The following is a 16461-nucleotide window of genomic DNA, read 5'->3' as shown; positions in this document are numbered from 1 at the left end:
GCAAACTTGCAGAAGTCCGAATGCAGCGACTAAAACAAGCCACTAGGATCACACTGATAGTCCGGGTACCAGCCCGGATGCCCCTGCTTGTCTCATTTCTTCAAAATAAGAGCTGCAGCCTTTTAAGCTGCTGCTCAGGTTAAAACTACGGCGCCGGTTGAAGCCTGCGCCGCAGCATCTACGGGTACAGCGGTTACAGCAGCTGAATCACACGCCGCTCGAGAGCAACATGTTACGGATGTGACCGATGGCCTTAGTCGGGTTCAGGCCTTTCGGACATACGTTGACGCAGTTCATGATCCCGCGGCAGCGGAATACGCTGAACGGGTCATCCAGCGAAGCCAGACGCTCGGACGTCTTGGTATCACGGCTGTCTGCCAGGAAGCGGTACGCTTGCAGCAGGGCAGCTGGACCCAGGAACTTGTCCGGGTTCCACCAGAAGGACGGGCAAGAGGTCGAGCAGCAAGCGCACAGGATGCACTCGTACAGACCGTCGAGCTTTTCACGCTCTTCAGGGGACTGCAGACGCTCGATGGCCGGAGCCGGAGTATCGTTCTGCAGGTAAGGCTTAACCTTCTCGTATTGCTTGTAGAAGATGCTCATATCGACGACCAGGTCACGGATAACCGGCAAACCTGGCAGAGGACGAACGATCAACTTGTTACCTTTTACAACGGCGGACAGCGGCGTGACGCACGCCAGGCCGTTTTTGCCGTTGATGTTCATGCCGTCGGAACCGCAAACACCTTCACGGCAAGAGCGACGATAGGAGAAACCCTCGTCCTGCTCTTTGATCAGGGCCAGCACGTCCAGCACCATCAGGTCTTTACCACCGGTATCAACCTGGAATTCCTGCATGAACGGCGCGGCGTCCTGATCAGGGTTGTAACGATAAACGCTGACTTGCAACATGGCGGCCACCCTTAATAAGTCCGAATCTTAGGTTCAAAAGTCGGAACCGTCTTCGGCGAGAAGTTCACGGCACGCTTGGCCACGCGCTTCTCACCCGGGAAGTACAGGGTGTGGCACAGCCAGTTTTCATCGTCGCGATCTTCGAAGTCTTCACGGGCGTGAGCGCCGCGGGACTCTTTACGTACTTCGGCAGCGATGGCGGTAGCTTCGGCCACTTCCAGCAGGTTCTGCAGTTCCAGAGCTTCGATACGCGCAGTGTTGAACGCCTGCGACTTGTCGTTGATCTTGACGTTGGCGATGCGCTTGCGCAGATCAGCCAGCTGGGCAATACCCTTCTGCATGTATTCGCCAGTACGGAATACACCGAAGTAGTTCTGCATGCAGTTTTGCAGTTCGCGACGCAGGGTTGCCACGTCTTCGCCATCGGTACGCTCGTTCAGAGCGGACAGACGCGCCAGGGCCGCAGTGATATCGGCGTCGGTGGCGTCGTCGTATTCGATACCGTCGGTCAGCGCCTTTTCCAGGTGCAGGCCGGCAGCACGGCCGAAGACCACCAGGTCGAGCAGCGAGTTGCCGCCCAGACGGTTGGCACCGTGAACCGATACGCAAGCCACTTCGCCTACAGCGAACAGACCAGGGATGATGGTATCTACGCCTTCGGCGTTCTGAGTGATCGCCTGACCATGAATGTTGGTGGCAACGCCGCCCATCATGTAGTGGCAGGTCGGAACAACCGGAACCGGGGCAACAACCGGGTCAACGTGAGCAAACGTCTTCGACAGTTCGCAGATGCCTGGCAGACGGCTGTGCAACACTTCCTCGCCCAAATGGTCGAGTTTCAGCATTACGTGGTCGCCATTCGGGCCACAGCCGTTACCGGCGATGATTTCTTTAACCATCGAACGGGCAACAACGTCACGACCCGCCAGGTCTTTCGCGTTCGGAGCATAACGCTCCATGAAACGCTCGCCGTGCTTGTTGATCAGGTATCCACCTTCACCACGGCAACCTTCTGTTACCAGTACACCGGCGCCGGCGATGCCGGTCGGGTGGAACTGCCACATTTCGATGTCTTGTACCGGTACGCCAGCACGCAGAGCCATGCCGACGCCGTCACCGGTGTTGATCAGGGCGTTGGTGGTGGACGCATAGATACGACCTGCACCGCCGGTGGCCAGAACAGTAGCCTTGGCACGGATGTAGGTGGTTTCGCCGGTTTCGATGCAGATGGCGATCACGCCGACGAAGTCGCCTTGACCGTTTTTCACCAGATCAACAGCGTAGTACTCGTTCAGGAACGTAGTACCGGCTTTCAGGTTGCCCTGATAAAGGGTGTGCAGCAGGGCGTGACCGGTACGGTCGGACGCTGCGCAGGTACGAGCAGCCTGGCCGCCTTTACCGTAGTCCTTGGACTGACCGCCGAACGGACGCTGGTAGATGCGGCCTTGTTCGGTACGGGAGAACGGCAGACCCATGTGGTCCAGTTCGAAAACTGCAGCCGGGCCTTCCTGACACATGTATTCGATAGCGTCCTGGTCACCGATGTAGTCGGAACCCTTGACGGTATCGTACATGTGCCAGCGCCAGTCATCGTTCGGGTCAGCGGACGCGATCGCGCAGGTGATGCCACCCTGTGCCGATACGGTGTGCGAACGAGTCGGGAAAACCTTGGTGATTACGGCAGTCTTGTGACCACCTTGTGCCAGTTGCAGCGCTGCGCGCATGCCGGCACCGCCACCACCAATAATGATGGCGTCGAAAGAAATCGTTGGAATGTTAGCCATGACTCAGATACCCCAGAGAATCTGCACACCCCAGACGAAGTAAGCGAACATCGCAACGCCGCATACTGCCTGGAAAAGGAAACGTATTGCAGTCGCGGACTTGCCGAACGCCATTGGCGTCAGGTAGTCGGTCGCGATGGTCCACATGCCGACCCAGGCGTGAGCGCCGAGGGCAACGAGGGCCAGGAGACTGAAGATACGCATCCAGTTATTGGCGAACAGTTCATGCCATTGGGCGTACTCGAGGCCAGGGTGGGCCACGACGTATCCGATCAGGAAAATGAAGTAAGCCGCGAGAACGACCGCAGACACACGTTGCGCCATCCAGTCATAGAGGCCCGAACGCGACAGGTTCGTGACGTTAGTTACCATATCCAAACTCCTGCCAGAACGATTACCACCACGGAAACGGCGATAACGATTTTCGAGCCCAGCTTGCCGCCTTCCAGCGTCTCACCGATGCCCATGTCCATGATCAAATGGCGCACACCGGCAACCAAGTGATACAGCAGAGCGGACAGGATGCCCCAAATCACTAGCTTGGCTAGCGGACTGGTCAGACACGCTTTCACCTGACCGAAGCCTTCCTCGGAACTCAGCGACTTGTCCAATGCGTAAAGCATGATGGCAAGGCACACGAAGAGGATGACACCGGAGATACGGTGAAGAATGGACGTGTAAGCAGTGACTGGGAGTTTGATGGTCCTTAGGTCTAGGTTTACAGGTCGTTGGCTTTTCACGGCTTTTTTTTCACACTGAAGAGCCCCTAACAATCAGGGCAAAGTTGTTGGGGAGTGCACTGGTCAGGTAACCACCACCCAGGGAGGCGACCCCCAATAAAGCAAGCCCAAAAGCCCTTGGCGGTCGGCTGCCGAGTATAGACAGTTAGGCTACTAATGACAACGCAAAGACCTCACCCAAACAGCTGATTGCACAACTGACATAAAAGGCGTAAATGGCAGGCAATTTCGAGAAAAAAGTGCGGTTAAAGCCTTCTGGAGCAATACTTTAGGCAAATTGACATTCGAATTTATCTCACTATAGTGGTGCGGGCCCTGCGTGGGGGGTCTGTCTGATGATTTCAAGCATAAATAGGAGGCCACATGGCTGACAAAAAAGCGCAGTTGATCATCGAGGGCGCAGCCCCCGTCGAGCTGCCCATTTTAACCGGCACCGTTGGTCCCGATGTTATCGATGTTCGGGGTCTGACGGCCACGGGCCGCTTCACCTTTGACCCTGGTTTCATGTCGACCGCTTCCTGCGAGTCGAAGATCACCTATATTGACGGTGACAACGGCATTTTGTTGCACCGCGGTTACCCGATCGAACAGCTGGCTGAAAAGTCGGACTATCTGGAAACCTGCTATCTGCTGCTCAACGGCGAACTGCCGACCGCAGAGCAGAAGGCCCAGTTCGTCAGCACCGTGAAGAACCACACCATGGTTCACGAGCAGCTGAAGACTTTCTTCAACGGCTTCCGTCGTGACGCCCACCCGATGGCTGTCATGTGCGGCGTAGTCGGCGCCCTTTCGGCGTTCTACCACGACTCCCTCGACATCAATAACCCGCAGCATCGCGAAATCTCCGCGATCCGCCTGGTTGCCAAGATGCCGACCCTGGCAGCGATGGTTTACAAGTACTCCATGGGCCAACCCATGATGTACCCGCGCAACGACCTGACGTACGCGGAAAACTTCCTGCACATGATGTTCAACACCCCGTGCGAGATCAAACCGATCAGCCCGGTGCTCGCCAAGGCCATGGACCGGATTTTCATCCTCCACGCCGACCACGAGCAGAACGCATCGACCTCTACCGTTCGTCTGGCGGGCTCTTCGGGTGCCAACCCGTTCGCCTGTATCGCCGCCGGTATCGCTGCACTGTGGGGCCCTGCCCACGGCGGCGCGAACGAAGCTGTTCTGACCATGCTTGACGAAATTGGCGATGTTTCGAACATCGACAAGTACATCGCCAAGGCCAAGGACAAGAACGATCCGTTCAAACTGATGGGCTTCGGTCACCGCGTTTACAAAAACCGCGACCCACGCGCCACCGTAATGAAGCAGACCTGCGACGAAGTGTTGAAGGAACTGGGCATCAACAACGATCCGCAACTCGAACTGGCCATGCGCCTGGAAGAGATCGCCCTGACCGACCCGTACTTCATCGAACGCTCGCTGTACCCGAACGTCGACTTCTACTCGGGGATCATCCTCAAGGCGATCGGCATTCCAACCAGCATGTTCACCGTGATCTTCGCCCTGGCGCGGACCGTTGGCTGGATCTCCCACTGGAAAGAAATGCTCTCCAGCCCGTACAAGATTGGCCGTCCACGCCAGCTGTACACTGGCTACGAGTCGCGTGACATCACCAAGCTGGAAGACCGCAAGTAAGAGTTCTCTTGCTATAGCGTGTTGAGTTGCACCGGAAACGGCCTCCTGCTTTATATAAAGAGCAGGAGGCCGTTTTTGTTTGTGCTGCTTTTAGCGATCAAAAGATCGCAGCCTTCGGCAGCTCCTACAGAGATTACTCATTCCCCCTGTAGGAGCTGCCGAAGGCTGCGATCTTTTGATCTTGCTGTTGCTTTGGCTTTTACTCCACTCACCGCCATTGCCGACAAGCCGGATTCCTACAGGTAGATAAAGGGCATCAGGAAAGAAAATGCCCCGATCTCTCGACCGGGGCATCTCGTAGAACTGCGTTACTTATATAGCAGCCTTCGGCAACTCCTACAGAGGGTACGCATTCCCCCTGTAGAAGCTGCCGAAGGCTGCGATCTTTTGATCTTGCTGTTGCTTTGGCTCTTACTCCACTCACCGCCATTGCCGACAAGCAGGACCCCTACAGATAGATAAAGGGCGATCAGCGAACAAAAAAATGCCCCGATCTCTCGACCGGGGCACCTCGTACAACTGCGTTACTTATATAAAAGCTTCAAGCCTTAGTGCGAAACCGCCCCACTCGCCCCAAGACCTGTCTGCGAACGAACAAACTGCGGGAAGAACAGCGCCCGCTCGTTATCAGCCGCAGTCGACTTGTCGGTGATCGAGAAGAACCAGATCCCGACAAAGGCAATGATCATCGAGAACAGCGCCGGGTACTCGTACGGGAAGATAGCCTTCTCGTGATGCAGGATCTGCACCCAGATGGTCGGACCGAGCACCATCAAGCCAACGGCACTGATCAAGCCCAGCCAGCCGCCGATCATCGCACCGCGAGTGGTCAGCTTTTTCCAGTACATGGAAAGCAGCAGGACCGGGAAGTTGCAGCTCGCCGCGATGGAGAACGCCAGGCCCACCATGAACGCAATGTTCTGGCTTTCGAACAGGATGCCCAGGCCGATCGCCAGCACCGCCAAAGCGATGGTGGTGATTTTCGAGACGCGGATTTCATCCTTCTCGTTGGCCTTGCCCTTCTTGATCACGCTGGCGTACAGGTCATGGGACACCGCCGAAGCACCGGCCAGGGTCAGACCGGCAACCACTGCCAGGATGGTCGCGAACGCTACCGCCGAGATGAAGCCCAGGAAGATACTGCCACCGACCGCGTTGGCCAGGTGCACCGCCGCCATGTTGTTGCCACCCAACAGCGCGCCAGCCGCATCTTTGAACGCAGGGTTGGTGCTGACCAGCAGGATCGCGCCGAAGCCTATGATGAAGGTCAGGATGTAGAAGTAGCCAATGAAGCCGGTAGCGTACAGCACGCTCTTGCGAGCTTCTTTCGCGTCACTCACGGTGAAGAAGCGCATCAGGATGTGCGGCAGGCCAGCAGTACCGAACATCAGTGCCAGACCAAGGGAGAACGCCGAAATCGGATCTTTCACCAGACCGCCCGGGCTCATGATCGCTTCACCTTTCGGGTGAACCTTGATCGCCTCGGAGAACAGTGCGTTGAAGTCGAAGTTGACGTGCTTCATGACCATCAGCGCCATGAAGGAAGCGCCGGACAGCAGCAGGACAGCCTTGATGATCTGAACCCAAGTGGTCGCCAGCATGCCGCCGAACAACACGTACATGCACATCAGGATACCGACCAGGATTACCGCAACGTGGTAGTCGAGACCGAACAGCAGCTGGATCAGCTTGCCGGCACCGACCATTTGCGCGATCAGGTAGAACGCCACCACCACCAGCGAACCGCAGGCGGACAGCGAGCGGATCTGGGTTTGCCCAAGGCGATAGGACGCCACGTCGGCAAAGGTGTATTTACCCAGGTTACGCAGGCGCTCGGCGATCAGGAACAGAATGATCGGCCAGCCCACCAGGAAGCCGATCGAGTAGATCAGGCCGTCGTAGCCGGAGGTGAACACCAGCGCGGAAATACCCAGGAAAGACGCCGCAGACATGTAGTCACCGGCAATCGCCAGACCGTTCTGGAAACCGGTGATCTTGCCGCCCGCCGCGTAGTAGTCGGAGGCCGACTTGTTTTTCTTGGACGCCCAGTAAGTGATGCACAGGGTCGCACCAACGAATGCGACGAACATCAGAATCGCGGACACGTTAAGCGGTTGCTTCTGCACGGCGCCGGTCAGGGCGTCAGCCGCCCAGGCGCCCGGTGCGAAGGCTGCGATGCTCAATAGAGCCATTAGACGCCGGATCATTGCTGAGCCTCCTTGAGAATCGCATTGTTCAGGTCGTCGAATTCGCCATTGGCGCGTCGCACGTAGATACCGGTCAGTATGAAAGCCGAAACAATCAGCCCGACACCGATCGGTATGCCCCAGGTAATCGATGACTCAGGGCTGATTTTCGCCCCCAGTACATGCGGCCCGTAAGCAATCAAAAGGATGAATCCGGAGTAAAGCCCTAGCATGATCGCCGAAAGAATCCAGGCGAATCGTTCCCTCTTGCTAACCAGCTCCTTGAAGCGCGGGCTGTTTTGAATCGAGAGGTAAATGCTGTCGTTCATTGTTTTTATCCTCGCAGCACAGATTTAGTTGGAACGGTATCCACTCTATGCGGCTGCGGGGCAGGTTCCAGACGACCTTAGTCTTAGAACCACATGACGTATTTGCCAATTATCAGCAGGAAACAATTTCCCGACCTTCCACATGACTGTAGGAGCTGCCGCAGGCTGCGATTTTTCGATTTTGCTTTTTAAAGCGAAGATCAAAAGATCGCAGCCTGCGGCAGCTCCTACAGGGTCAAGCGCGGTGCCTGTTATTTGATCCAGTCAGCCACACGCTCCGGGTGTTTGGCGACCCAATCCTTTGCCGCGGCATCAGGCTTGGCGCCTTCCTGGATCGCCAGCATGACTTCGCCGATTTCGTCTTTCGAAGCCCACTGGAAGTTCTTCAGGAACTTGGCCACTTCGGGTGCCTTGGTGGCCAGTTCTTTGCTGCCGATGCTGTTCACGGTTTCAGCCGCGCCATACACGCCTTTCGGATCGTCGAGGAAGCGCAGTTTCCACTTGGCGAACATCCAGTGCGGCACCCAACCGGTGACGGCAATGGATTCGTTTTTCTTTTCGGCACGGGTCAGCTCGGCAATCATGCCGGCGCCGGAACTGGCCTTGAGTTGATAGCCGGTCAGGTCGTAATCCTTGATGGCCTGCTCGGTCTTGATCATCACGCCTGAACCGGCGTCAATGCCAACGATGCGTTTTTTGAAGCTGTCATCGGTTTTCAGGTCTTCAAGCGACTTGGCCTTGACGTAGTCCGGCACGATCAAGCCGATTTTCGCATCCTTGAAGTTAGGGCCGAAGTCGACGACCTGGTCTTTGTTCTTGGCCCAGTAATCGCCGTGGGTCACCGGCAGCCAGGCCGACAGCATGGCGTCCAGTTTACCGGTGGCCACGCCCTGCCACATGATCCCGGTAGCGACGGCTTGCAGCTTCACGTCGTATCCGAGTTTCTGCTTGATTACTTCAGCCGCAACGTGAGTGGTCGCAACGCTGTCGGACCAGCCGTCAACGTAACCGATGCTCAGGGTTTTGTTCTCGGCATTGGCGAATGTGGAGCCAATCGCAAGCACCAGAGCGGCACCTGCGCCTAAAAGTCGTCGCATCTTCATCGTTACTTCCCCGAAAGTGCTGCGCTCGACGGATGCCGAGTCGCGTCAACGTATAGTTATGGTGCACAGCGCCCCCATCACGCCCCACCCGCAAACTCGATCATCAGCGCGATTTATCAACGAGGGTACTGACGCCTCCGATAATCAACCTGACGCCCATGGCGACCTGCTCTGCCAGCGACCTCAAGGCATCGAGAAACGACATCAGAACGCCATGAGTCAGCAACAGCGCCAACGCACCGGCCGATCCGCCCGAACTTTGCATGTCAAAATCATGCAGCGCACCAAGCGCGGGACAAATGCAGGTAACATGCGCCGCTTTGCTCCCAGACGGCCTGATCATGCCCGCGACATCGCGCTTTCCTTTTTCTGCTTATCTATTCGCCTGCCTCCTGGGGCTGTTTGCCCTCGGCGGGTTCTGGTACGGCCTCGGTAAACCGGTGATTCTGCCGGACGCCGCCAGCGCCACGCACAAGCTGCAATGTGCCTCCTATACCCCGTTCGACAAGGACCAATCGCCGTTCGACGTGCCGTTCAACTTGCGCCCCGAGCGCATGGACGCCGACCTTGGGTTGCTGTCGAAAAGTTTCGAGTGCATTCGCACCTACTCCATGACCGGCCTCGAAGCCCTGCCCGACCTGGCGCGAAAACACGGTTTGAAGTTGATGATCGGCGCTTGGGTCAACAGCAATCCGGTGGACACCGCGAAGGAAGTCGACCTGCTGATTGCGTCGGCCAACGCCAACGCCGACGTGGTGACCGCCGTCATCGTCGGCAACGAAACACTGCTGCGCAAGGAAGTCACCGGCGCACAATTGGCGAAGCTGATTAATAAAGTCAAAAGCCAGGTCAAACAGCCTGTCACTTATGCCGACGTCTGGGAGTTCTGGCTCAAGCATCCTGAAATCGCACCGGCCGTGGATTTCCTGACTATCCATTTGCTGCCGTACTGGGAAGATGATCCGTCGAACATCGACGCGGCGCTGCAACATGTGGCGGAAGTGCGCCAGGTGTTCGGCAACAAGTTCGCACCCAAGGACGTGATGATCGGCGAAACCGGCTGGCCGAGCGAAGGCCGCCAGCGTGAAACTGCGCTGCCGAGCCGGGTCAACGAAGCTAAATTCATTCGTGGATTTGTCGCCATGGCCGAGCAGCAAGGCTGGCACTACAACCTGATCGAAGCCTTCGACCAACCGTGGAAACGCGCCAGCGAAGGTGCCGTCGGCGGTTACTGGGGGCTGTTCGATGCCGACCGACAGGACAAAGGCGTGCTGGCTGGTCCGGTAACAAACGTGCCGTACTGGTCGCAGTGGCTGGTGGTCGGCGGGTTTATCTTCTTTGGCACACTGATTCTCGGTGGACGTGTGCGCAACACTCGCTCCGCGTTGGTTCTACCGCTGCTGGGTGCCTTGGCCGCGTGCTCGATTGGCGCCTGGGGTGATCTGGCGCGGGTCACCACACGCTTTACCAGCGAGTGGCTGTGGGTCGCTTTGCTGACCGCATTGAATGTGTTGGTGCTGGCCCACGCCGCACTGACTTTGAGTCCGCGTACTGGTTGGCGTGGCTGGGCGTTCAATGCGTTGGAACGTCGGGCGGGCTGGATACTGGCAGTGGCCGGTTTTGCTGCTGCGGTGATGATGCTGGAATTGGTGTTCGATCCGCGCTATCGCAGCTTCCCGAGTGTCGCCTTCATCGTGCCGGCACTGGTGTATCTGTGCCGCCCGGTGAGCGTGCCACGTCGGGAAATTGCACTACTGACCTTCATCATCGGTGCCGGCATTGCGCCGCAGTTGTTCCGTGAAGGTTTGCAAAACCAGCAGGCCTGGGGTTGGGCGCTGGTGAGTGTGTTGATGGTGGCGGCGTTGTGGCGGTGTTTGCGAGTTCGCAAAAGGTAAAAATCAAAAGATCGCAGCCTGCGGCAGCTCCTACACTGATCTCTGTAGGAGCTGCCGCAGGCTGCGATCTTTTTCCATCAGGCGCGTCGGCCTTCTCGAACCAACCGCAACCCCGCAATCACCACCGCAAACACCGCCATCGTCGTGTTGTACAACGCCAGCGCCGGAAACCCGAACACCAGTGCCAGCACCGCCAGCCACCACCCTGCCCGGCCCGGCAACACAAAGCCGATCACGGCAGCCGCCAATGCTCCCCAGCCCAATACCTGGAAGTGAATCATCAGGCCCAGACTCGAGCGGACCTGGCATTCCCAGCGACTCGCCTCATCCACGCAGATGCCAACCCATTGCGCATCTTCCATGAAGCCATAACGCGCGCCATAACTGGCGGCCAGCCACAATGGCAGCAAAACAAGCAGCAGAATCACGGGCAAACGGCGGGACATGGAGCACTCCAAAAAGCGAAAAACGGCGGCCAGCTTAATCGCCCGGCAAGCTTACGCAAGCGCTAACAACACTTAACTAGTCATTCAATCGCTGCAAAGTGTATCGTCCAGCTACTATTACTTCGAAATTAGGCCTGTTTGGTGCCGATGCGTGGCACTTTGGCGCAAATCCGGTGGTCATAGCCTGCGAACTTTATTCGGCACCTTTTTCTAAGGGATTTAGTCATGCTCCGATCCTTGCGCTTCGCCGCCCTGTTTGGCGGCCTTATATTGAGTGCGTCCGCACTGGCGGTCGATATCGACGCCGCCAGTTATGGCTATCCCTTGACCAACCCGTTTGAGGCGACCATTGCCACGACGCCGCCGGACCTGCGTCCGGAGTTGCCGCTGGACGATGACATCGAACAGTCGGACCGCAGCCTAACCTTGCGACCGGAGCGGGCCTTCGAATTGCCGGACAACTTTTGGGCGGTAAAGAAACTCACCTACCGTATCGCCACTCAGGATAAACCCGCACCGCTGATCTTCCTGATCGCCGGCACCGGCGCGCGTTATGACAGCAGCCTCAACGAATACCTGAAAAAGCTCTACTACAAGGCCGGCTATCACGTGGTGCAGCTGTCGTCGCCCACCAGCTTCGACTTCGTCAGCTCCGCCTCACGATTTGCCACGCCCGGCATCACCAAGGACGACGCCGAAGACATGTACCGTGTGATGCAGGCCGTGCGGGCGCAAAACCCGAAACTGCCGGTCACCGATTACTACCTGACGGGCTACAGCCTGGGTGCACTGGATGCAGCATTCGTCGCGCATCTGGACGAAACCCGCCGCAGCTTCAACTTCAAGAAAGTGCTGTTGCTCAACCCTCCGGTCAACCTCTACACCTCGATCACCAACCTGGACAGACTGGTCCAGACCGAGGTCAAGGGCATCAACAACTCCACCACCTTCTATGAGTTGGTGCTGAACAAACTGACCCGCTACTTCCAGCAGAAGGGCTACATCGATCTCAACGACGCACTGCTCTACGACTTCCAGCACTCCAAGCAGCACCTGACCAATGAACAGATGGCCATGTTGATCGGCACCTCGTTCCGCTTTTCGGCGGCCGATATTGCCTTCACCTCGGACCTGATCAATCGTCGTGGCCTGATCACGCCACCGAAAACGCCCATTACCGAAGGCACCAGCCTCACGCCGTACCTCAAGCGTGCGCTGCAGTGCGATTTCGACTGCTACATCACCGAACAAGTGATCCCGATGTGGCGCGCACGTACCGATGGCGGCAGCCTGCTGCAACTGATCGACCAAGTGAGCCTGTATGCGCTGGAGGATTACCTGCACAACAGCCCGAAAATCGCCGTCATGCACAACGCAGACGACGTGATTCTCGGCCCGGGCGACCTTGGTTTCCTGCGCAAGACTTTCGGCAATCGCCTGACCGTTTACCCGCTGGGCGGCCACTGCGGCAACCTTAACTACCGCGTCAACAGCGACGCCATGCTGGAGTTCTTCCGTGGCTAAATACCTCCTGCTTATCGCCGCGTTACTCTGTGCAGGCGTGGCCAACGCCGACAACAGCAAGGCCAATGCTCCGGTGGTCGTCGACAGTGACGGCTTCAAGGAGCCACTGAGCAAACTCAAATTCAACCCGGGCCTGGATCAGCGCGAATTCGAACGCTCGACGCTCAGCGCCCTGAACGTCTACGACCCGCTGGAAGAGTGGAACCGCCGTGTTTACCACTTTAACTACCGGTTCGACCAATGGGTGTTCCTTCCGGTGGTCGACGGTTATCGCTACATCACGCCGAGCTTCTTGCGCACCGGTGTCAGCAACTTTTTCAACAACCTCGGCGACGTACCGAACCTGCTGAACAGCCTGTTGCAGTTCAAAGGCCAGCGTTCGTTGGAAATCACCGGTCGGCTGTTGCTCAACACCACCATCGGCATCGCCGGCCTGTGGGACCCGGCCACCGCCATGGGCCTGCCGCGCCAGAGCGAAGACTTCGGCCAGACCCTTGGCTTCTATGGTGTTCCGGGCGGCGCCTACTTCGTGCTGCCGATCCTCGGCCCGTCGAACCTGCGTGATACCGGCGGCCTGCTGGTGGATTACAGCGCCGAGAATGCGATCAACTTCCTCAACGTGGCCGAAGTCAGCTCCAACCATCCGGAAGTCTGGATCCTGCGTGGCATCGACAAGCGCTACCAGACCAGTTTCCGCTACGGCCAGCTGAACTCGCCGTTCGAGTACGAGAAGGTGCGTTACGTGTACACAGAGTCACGCAAGTTGCAGATTGCCGAGTAATTTCGGCGGCAACAAAAAAGGCCATTCGATGCGAATCGAATGGCCTTTTTCATACCTTGTAGAAATCACCTGTAGGAGCTGGCTTGCCAGCGATGGCGTTCGTAAGAACCACGCAAGACTCAAGCCCCATCGCCAGCAAGCCGGCTCCTACAATTTTTAGCCTTTGATCGCGCGCCAGATCTTGCTGACAACCATCACCACCGCCAACACCACCGCCCCTGCCACAATCCCCGCCACCCCATTGAGTAACGTCGGCACGATAAATCCGGCACCGCCCGCCCCTGCGCTGACACTTTCAATCCAGTGATGCACCACCGGTACGCCGTGGGTGAGAATCCCGCCACCGACCAGGAACATCGCCGCCGTGCCGATTATCGACAGGCTTTTCATCATGTACGGCGCCGCGCGCAAAATCCCGCTGCCGATGCTTTTGGCCACTTGCCCAGGCTTCTGGGTCAGCCACAGGCCCAGGTCATCGAGCTTGACGATGCCCGCCACCAGTCCATAAACGCCGATGGTCATGACGATCGCGATACCCGAGAGCACCACGACTTGTTGGGTCAGCGCCGAGTCGGCCACGACGCCGAGGGTGATCGCGATGATTTCCGCCGAGAGAATGAAATCGGTGCGAATGGCACCCTTGATCTTTTCTTTTTCAAACGCCACCAGATCGACCGCCGGATCCGCCACTGCCTCGACCAATTCGGCATGTTCGGCCTGATCTTCAGCCTTGCTGTGCAGGAACTTGTGAGCGAGTTTCTCGAAGCCCTCGAAACACAGGTAAGCGCCGCCGAGCATCAACAAGGGCGTGACCAGCCACGGAATGAACGCGCTGATGGCCAATGCCGACGGCACCAGGATCAGCTTGTTGATAAATGAGCCCTTGGCGACCGCCCAGACCACCGGGATTTCCCGCTCGGCGCGCACACCGCTGACCTGCTGGGCATTGAGCGCCAGATCATCGCCGAGCACGCCGGCAGTCTTCTTGGCGGCCATTTTGGTCATCAACGCCACATCGTCCAGCACGGCGGCGATGTCGTCGATCAGCACCAGCAAACTGCTTCCTGCCATGAATCGGGTTCCTTCTTGAATGAATGCCGTGCAGCATAGCGCGGCCGAGCGCCGCACGGCGCATTCTTGAGCGCTGCCGAAGGCCGGTGATACCATGCGCAACCGCCAGAACAGGCAAGGAACCACCTGGTTTATGAGCACTATCCGCGAGCGCAACAAACAACTGATCCTGCGTGCCGCCAGTGAAGAATTTGCCGACAAGGGCTTCGCTGCGACCAAAACCAGCGATATCGCAGCCAAGGCGGGATTGCCCAAGCCGAATGTCTACTACTACTTCAAATCCAAGGAAAACCTCTACCGCGAGGTCCTGGAAAGTATCATCGAGCCAATCCTGCAGGCATCGACGCCGTTCAACCCGGACGGCGTGCCCAGTGAAGTGCTGAGCGGCTACATCCGCTCGAAAATCCGCATCTCCCGCGACTTGCCGTTCGCCTCCAAAGTGTTCGCCAGCGAAATCATGCACGGCGCCCCGCACCTGAGCACCGACCTGGTCGATCAGCTCAACGGCCAGGCCAAGCACAACATCGACTGCATCCAGACCTGGATCGACCGCGGCCAGATCGCCCCGATCGACCCCAATCACCTGATGTTCAGCATCTGGGCCGCCACCCAGACCTACGCCGACTTCGACTGGCAAATCAGCGCCATCACCGGCAAGGCCAAGCTCGATGAAGAGGACTATGAAGCGGCGGCGCAGACGATTATTCGGTTGGTGTTGAAGGGGTGTGAGGCGGACTGATACACCGCGGTGCGGCTTTTCGCGAGCAGCCTCACTCCTACATTGAAATGCGTTCCCTGTAGGAGTGAGCCTGCTCGCGAGGAAGGCCACTCGGTTCCAGCTCAAACCCAAACTGCATCCCACAACGGATAGTCGCCAAGCTTATCCACCAGTCCAGCCCGCAAAGGGTTGGCCACCACGTACCGAGCCATCTTCACCAAATCCTCCTCCCGCCGCAGTGCCCGGTCATGAAAGCCTCTCTGCCAGAAAAAGTTGCTTTGACCGTTAACCTGCCTAACCGCCTTGGTACTCATTGACTTGGTCTTTTGCATCAGCTCACTCAAAGATCCCTGCTGCAATTCAATCAACCAGTGAAAGTGGTCGGGCATGACAACCCATGCCAATGAATGCGCCAGTCCAAGATTCTGTGCATTTCGAAACTGATCGACCACTAACCTGCCCAAGGTGAAATCCCTGAAAGCCGGGGTCCTGTGAAGAGTGTTGGTGGTTAACAGATAGATTCGATTGGCTTCGGCATAGCGTCCGACTCGCAATCGGTGTGCAGCAGGTAGATCGGGCATTCCTTTGCCTCCCAAGATCAGGTCATGAGAAGGCTAGCTCTGCGGATTCAAGTGGGTAGGGCAAACCTTTGGCGAGATGTGTCTGGTAGATTGCTATCGCGAGCAGGCTCACTCCTACAGGGGATTTGTGGTGTTCAGACATTTTGTGTCCAACCCCGATCCTTGTAGGAGTGAGCCTGCTCGCGATGACATTAGATCAGGCGACGCAGATCAAGCCACAACCCCAGCATCCGCCCTCAACCCCAACGCCTCGATCGCATTGATCGCGCACTGTTCATCAACATCCGACAAATCCCCGCTGATCCCCACCGCTCCCAGCACATTTCCATCCTGATCCCGAATCAGCACACCGCCCGGTGCCGGCACCACGCTGCCCTGCCCCAGGCTGTTCAACGCCGCGATGAATGCCGGGCGTTGTTGGGCGTCCAGGGCCAGCAGGCGTGAGCCTTTGCCCAAGGCGATGGCGCCCCAGGCTTTGCCGATGGCGACGTGCGGGCGCAGCAGGCTGGCGCCGTCTTCGCGTTGCAGGGTGATCAGGTGCCCGCCGGCATCCAGTACCGCGATGGTCAGCGGTGCTGCGCCGATTGCACGCCCCGCGGTGATGGCCTCGTTGACCAGGTTGACTGCGACTTTCAAGGTTAAAGCGCTCATGGTGCCGTCCTCATTTTGTTTTTCGGAAAGCCGTTGGGCTGCGCGTTTGTGCCGCAGCCCGATGCAACAAATAGAACACAATGAGTT

General features: G+C 57.7%; 17 protein-coding genes. 5 read left to right on the top strand and 12 right to left on the bottom strand.

Annotation, left to right across the window (positions count from 1 at the left end; all coding sequences use genetic code 11):
• Nucleotides 1-207: 207 nt before the first annotated feature.
• Genes NL64_RS01305 through sdhC form a run of 4 tightly spaced genes read right to left on the bottom strand, consistent with a single transcriptional unit; the run spans nucleotide 208 to nucleotide 3436 of the window.
• A complete protein-coding gene (locus tag NL64_RS01305; RefSeq protein WP_008063297.1) occupies nucleotides 208-912 on the bottom strand; it encodes a succinate dehydrogenase iron-sulfur subunit in 705 nt (234 codons plus the stop codon).
• 11 nt (nucleotides 913-923) lie between these two features.
• Nucleotides 924-2696 (bottom strand): succinate dehydrogenase flavoprotein subunit, encoded by a 1773-nt coding sequence (gene sdhA / locus NL64_RS01300; RefSeq protein WP_034146347.1) that lies wholly within the window; start codon nucleotides 2694-2696, stop codon nucleotides 924-926.
• 3 nt (nucleotides 2697-2699) lie between these two features.
• Nucleotides 2700-3068 carry a succinate dehydrogenase, hydrophobic membrane anchor protein gene (gene sdhD, locus NL64_RS01295; protein WP_034146346.1) on the bottom strand — a complete coding sequence of 123 codons (369 nt, stop codon included), beginning with the start codon at nucleotides 3066-3068 and terminating at the stop codon, nucleotides 2700-2702.
• A complete protein-coding gene (gene sdhC, locus NL64_RS01290; protein WP_016773673.1) occupies nucleotides 3062-3436 on the bottom strand; it encodes a succinate dehydrogenase, cytochrome b556 subunit in 375 nt (124 codons plus the stop codon). The genes sdhD and sdhC overlap by 7 nt, the downstream gene beginning before the upstream one ends.
• Before the next feature lie 363 nt (nucleotides 3437-3799).
• On the opposite strand from sdhC, the gene gltA reads away from it, so the two are divergent.
• Nucleotides 3800-5089, top strand: coding sequence for a citrate synthase (gene gltA, locus NL64_RS01285; protein WP_017337241.1), 1290 nt, complete (start codon nucleotides 3800-3802; stop codon nucleotides 5087-5089).
• Between the two features lie 548 nt (nucleotides 5090-5637).
• Here the strand turns inward: gltA and NL64_RS01280 are convergent.
• From NL64_RS01280 to NL64_RS01265, 4 genes are all read right to left on the bottom strand, one after another.
• Nucleotides 5638-7296 (bottom strand): cation acetate symporter, encoded by a 1659-nt coding sequence (locus NL64_RS01280; RefSeq protein WP_034146345.1) that lies wholly within the window; start codon nucleotides 7294-7296, stop codon nucleotides 5638-5640.
• The gene (locus tag NL64_RS01275; protein WP_008061165.1) at nucleotides 7293-7604 is read right to left on the bottom strand and encodes a DUF485 domain-containing protein; all 312 of its coding nucleotides are present in this window, start codon (nucleotides 7602-7604) and stop codon (nucleotides 7293-7295) included. The genes NL64_RS01280 and NL64_RS01275 overlap by 4 nt, the downstream gene beginning before the upstream one ends.
• A gap of 251 nt (nucleotides 7605-7855) precedes the next feature.
• A complete protein-coding gene (locus NL64_RS01270; RefSeq protein WP_034146344.1) occupies nucleotides 7856-8707 on the bottom strand; it encodes a glycine betaine ABC transporter substrate-binding protein in 852 nt (283 codons plus the stop codon).
• Nucleotides 8708-8810: 103 nt separating this feature from the next.
• On the bottom strand, nucleotides 8811-8972 hold the full coding sequence (locus NL64_RS01265; RefSeq protein ID WP_223504510.1) for a hypothetical protein: 162 nt from the start codon (nucleotides 8970-8972) through the stop codon (nucleotides 8811-8813).
• 34 nt (nucleotides 8973-9006) lie between these two features.
• Between NL64_RS01265 and NL64_RS01260 the strand changes: the two genes are divergently transcribed.
• Nucleotides 9007-10602 carry a beta-1,6-glucan synthase gene (locus NL64_RS01260; protein WP_034146343.1) on the top strand — a complete coding sequence of 532 codons (1596 nt, stop codon included), beginning with the start codon at nucleotides 9007-9009 and terminating at the stop codon, nucleotides 10600-10602.
• Nucleotides 10603-10679: 77 nt separating this feature from the next.
• Here NL64_RS01260 and NL64_RS01255 read toward each other — a convergent pair whose 3' ends face one another.
• On the bottom strand, nucleotides 10680-11048 hold the full coding sequence (locus NL64_RS01255; protein WP_034146342.1) for a hypothetical protein: 369 nt from the start codon (nucleotides 11046-11048) through the stop codon (nucleotides 10680-10682).
• Between the two features lie 225 nt (nucleotides 11049-11273).
• On the opposite strand from NL64_RS01255, the gene NL64_RS01250 reads away from it, so the two are divergent.
• Both NL64_RS01250 and NL64_RS01245 read left to right on the top strand, forming a co-directional pair.
• Nucleotides 11274-12572 (top strand): serine/threonine protein kinase, encoded by a 1299-nt coding sequence (locus tag NL64_RS01250; RefSeq protein WP_034146341.1) that lies wholly within the window; start codon nucleotides 11274-11276, stop codon nucleotides 12570-12572.
• Complete coding sequence (locus tag NL64_RS01245; RefSeq protein ID WP_034146340.1) at nucleotides 12565-13353, top strand: MlaA family lipoprotein; 789 nt, start codon at nucleotides 12565-12567, stop codon at nucleotides 13351-13353. The genes NL64_RS01250 and NL64_RS01245 overlap by 8 nt, the downstream gene beginning before the upstream one ends.
• 156 nt (nucleotides 13354-13509) lie before the next feature.
• Here NL64_RS01245 and NL64_RS01240 read toward each other — a convergent pair whose 3' ends face one another.
• Complete coding sequence (locus NL64_RS01240) at nucleotides 13510-14424, bottom strand: DUF808 domain-containing protein (RefSeq protein WP_034146339.1); 915 nt, start codon at nucleotides 14422-14424, stop codon at nucleotides 13510-13512.
• Between the two features lie 133 nt (nucleotides 14425-14557).
• Here NL64_RS01240 and NL64_RS01235 point away from each other — a divergent pair, with 133 nt between their 5' ends.
• Nucleotides 14558-15163, top strand: a complete 606-nt coding sequence (locus NL64_RS01235; protein ID WP_034146338.1) for a TetR/AcrR family transcriptional regulator — start codon at nucleotides 14558-14560, stop codon at nucleotides 15161-15163.
• A 101-nt stretch (nucleotides 15164-15264) separates the two neighbouring features.
• Here the strand turns inward: NL64_RS01235 and NL64_RS01230 are convergent, their stop codons facing one another.
• Both NL64_RS01230 and NL64_RS01225 read right to left on the bottom strand, forming a co-directional pair.
• Complete coding sequence (locus NL64_RS01230) at nucleotides 15265-15723, bottom strand: REP-associated tyrosine transposase (RefSeq protein ID WP_034146337.1); 459 nt, start codon at nucleotides 15721-15723, stop codon at nucleotides 15265-15267.
• A gap of 210 nt (nucleotides 15724-15933) precedes the next feature.
• A complete protein-coding gene (locus NL64_RS01225; protein ID WP_034146336.1) occupies nucleotides 15934-16374 on the bottom strand; it encodes a GlcG/HbpS family heme-binding protein in 441 nt (146 codons plus the stop codon).
• Between the last annotated feature and the right edge of the window lie 87 nt (nucleotides 16375-16461).

This window comes from Pseudomonas fluorescens (assembly GCF_000802965.1).
Lineage (GTDB): Bacteria > Pseudomonadota > Gammaproteobacteria > Pseudomonadales > Pseudomonadaceae > Aquipseudomonas > Aquipseudomonas fluorescens_A.
This window is presented reverse-complemented; position numbering and strand designations above follow the sequence as displayed.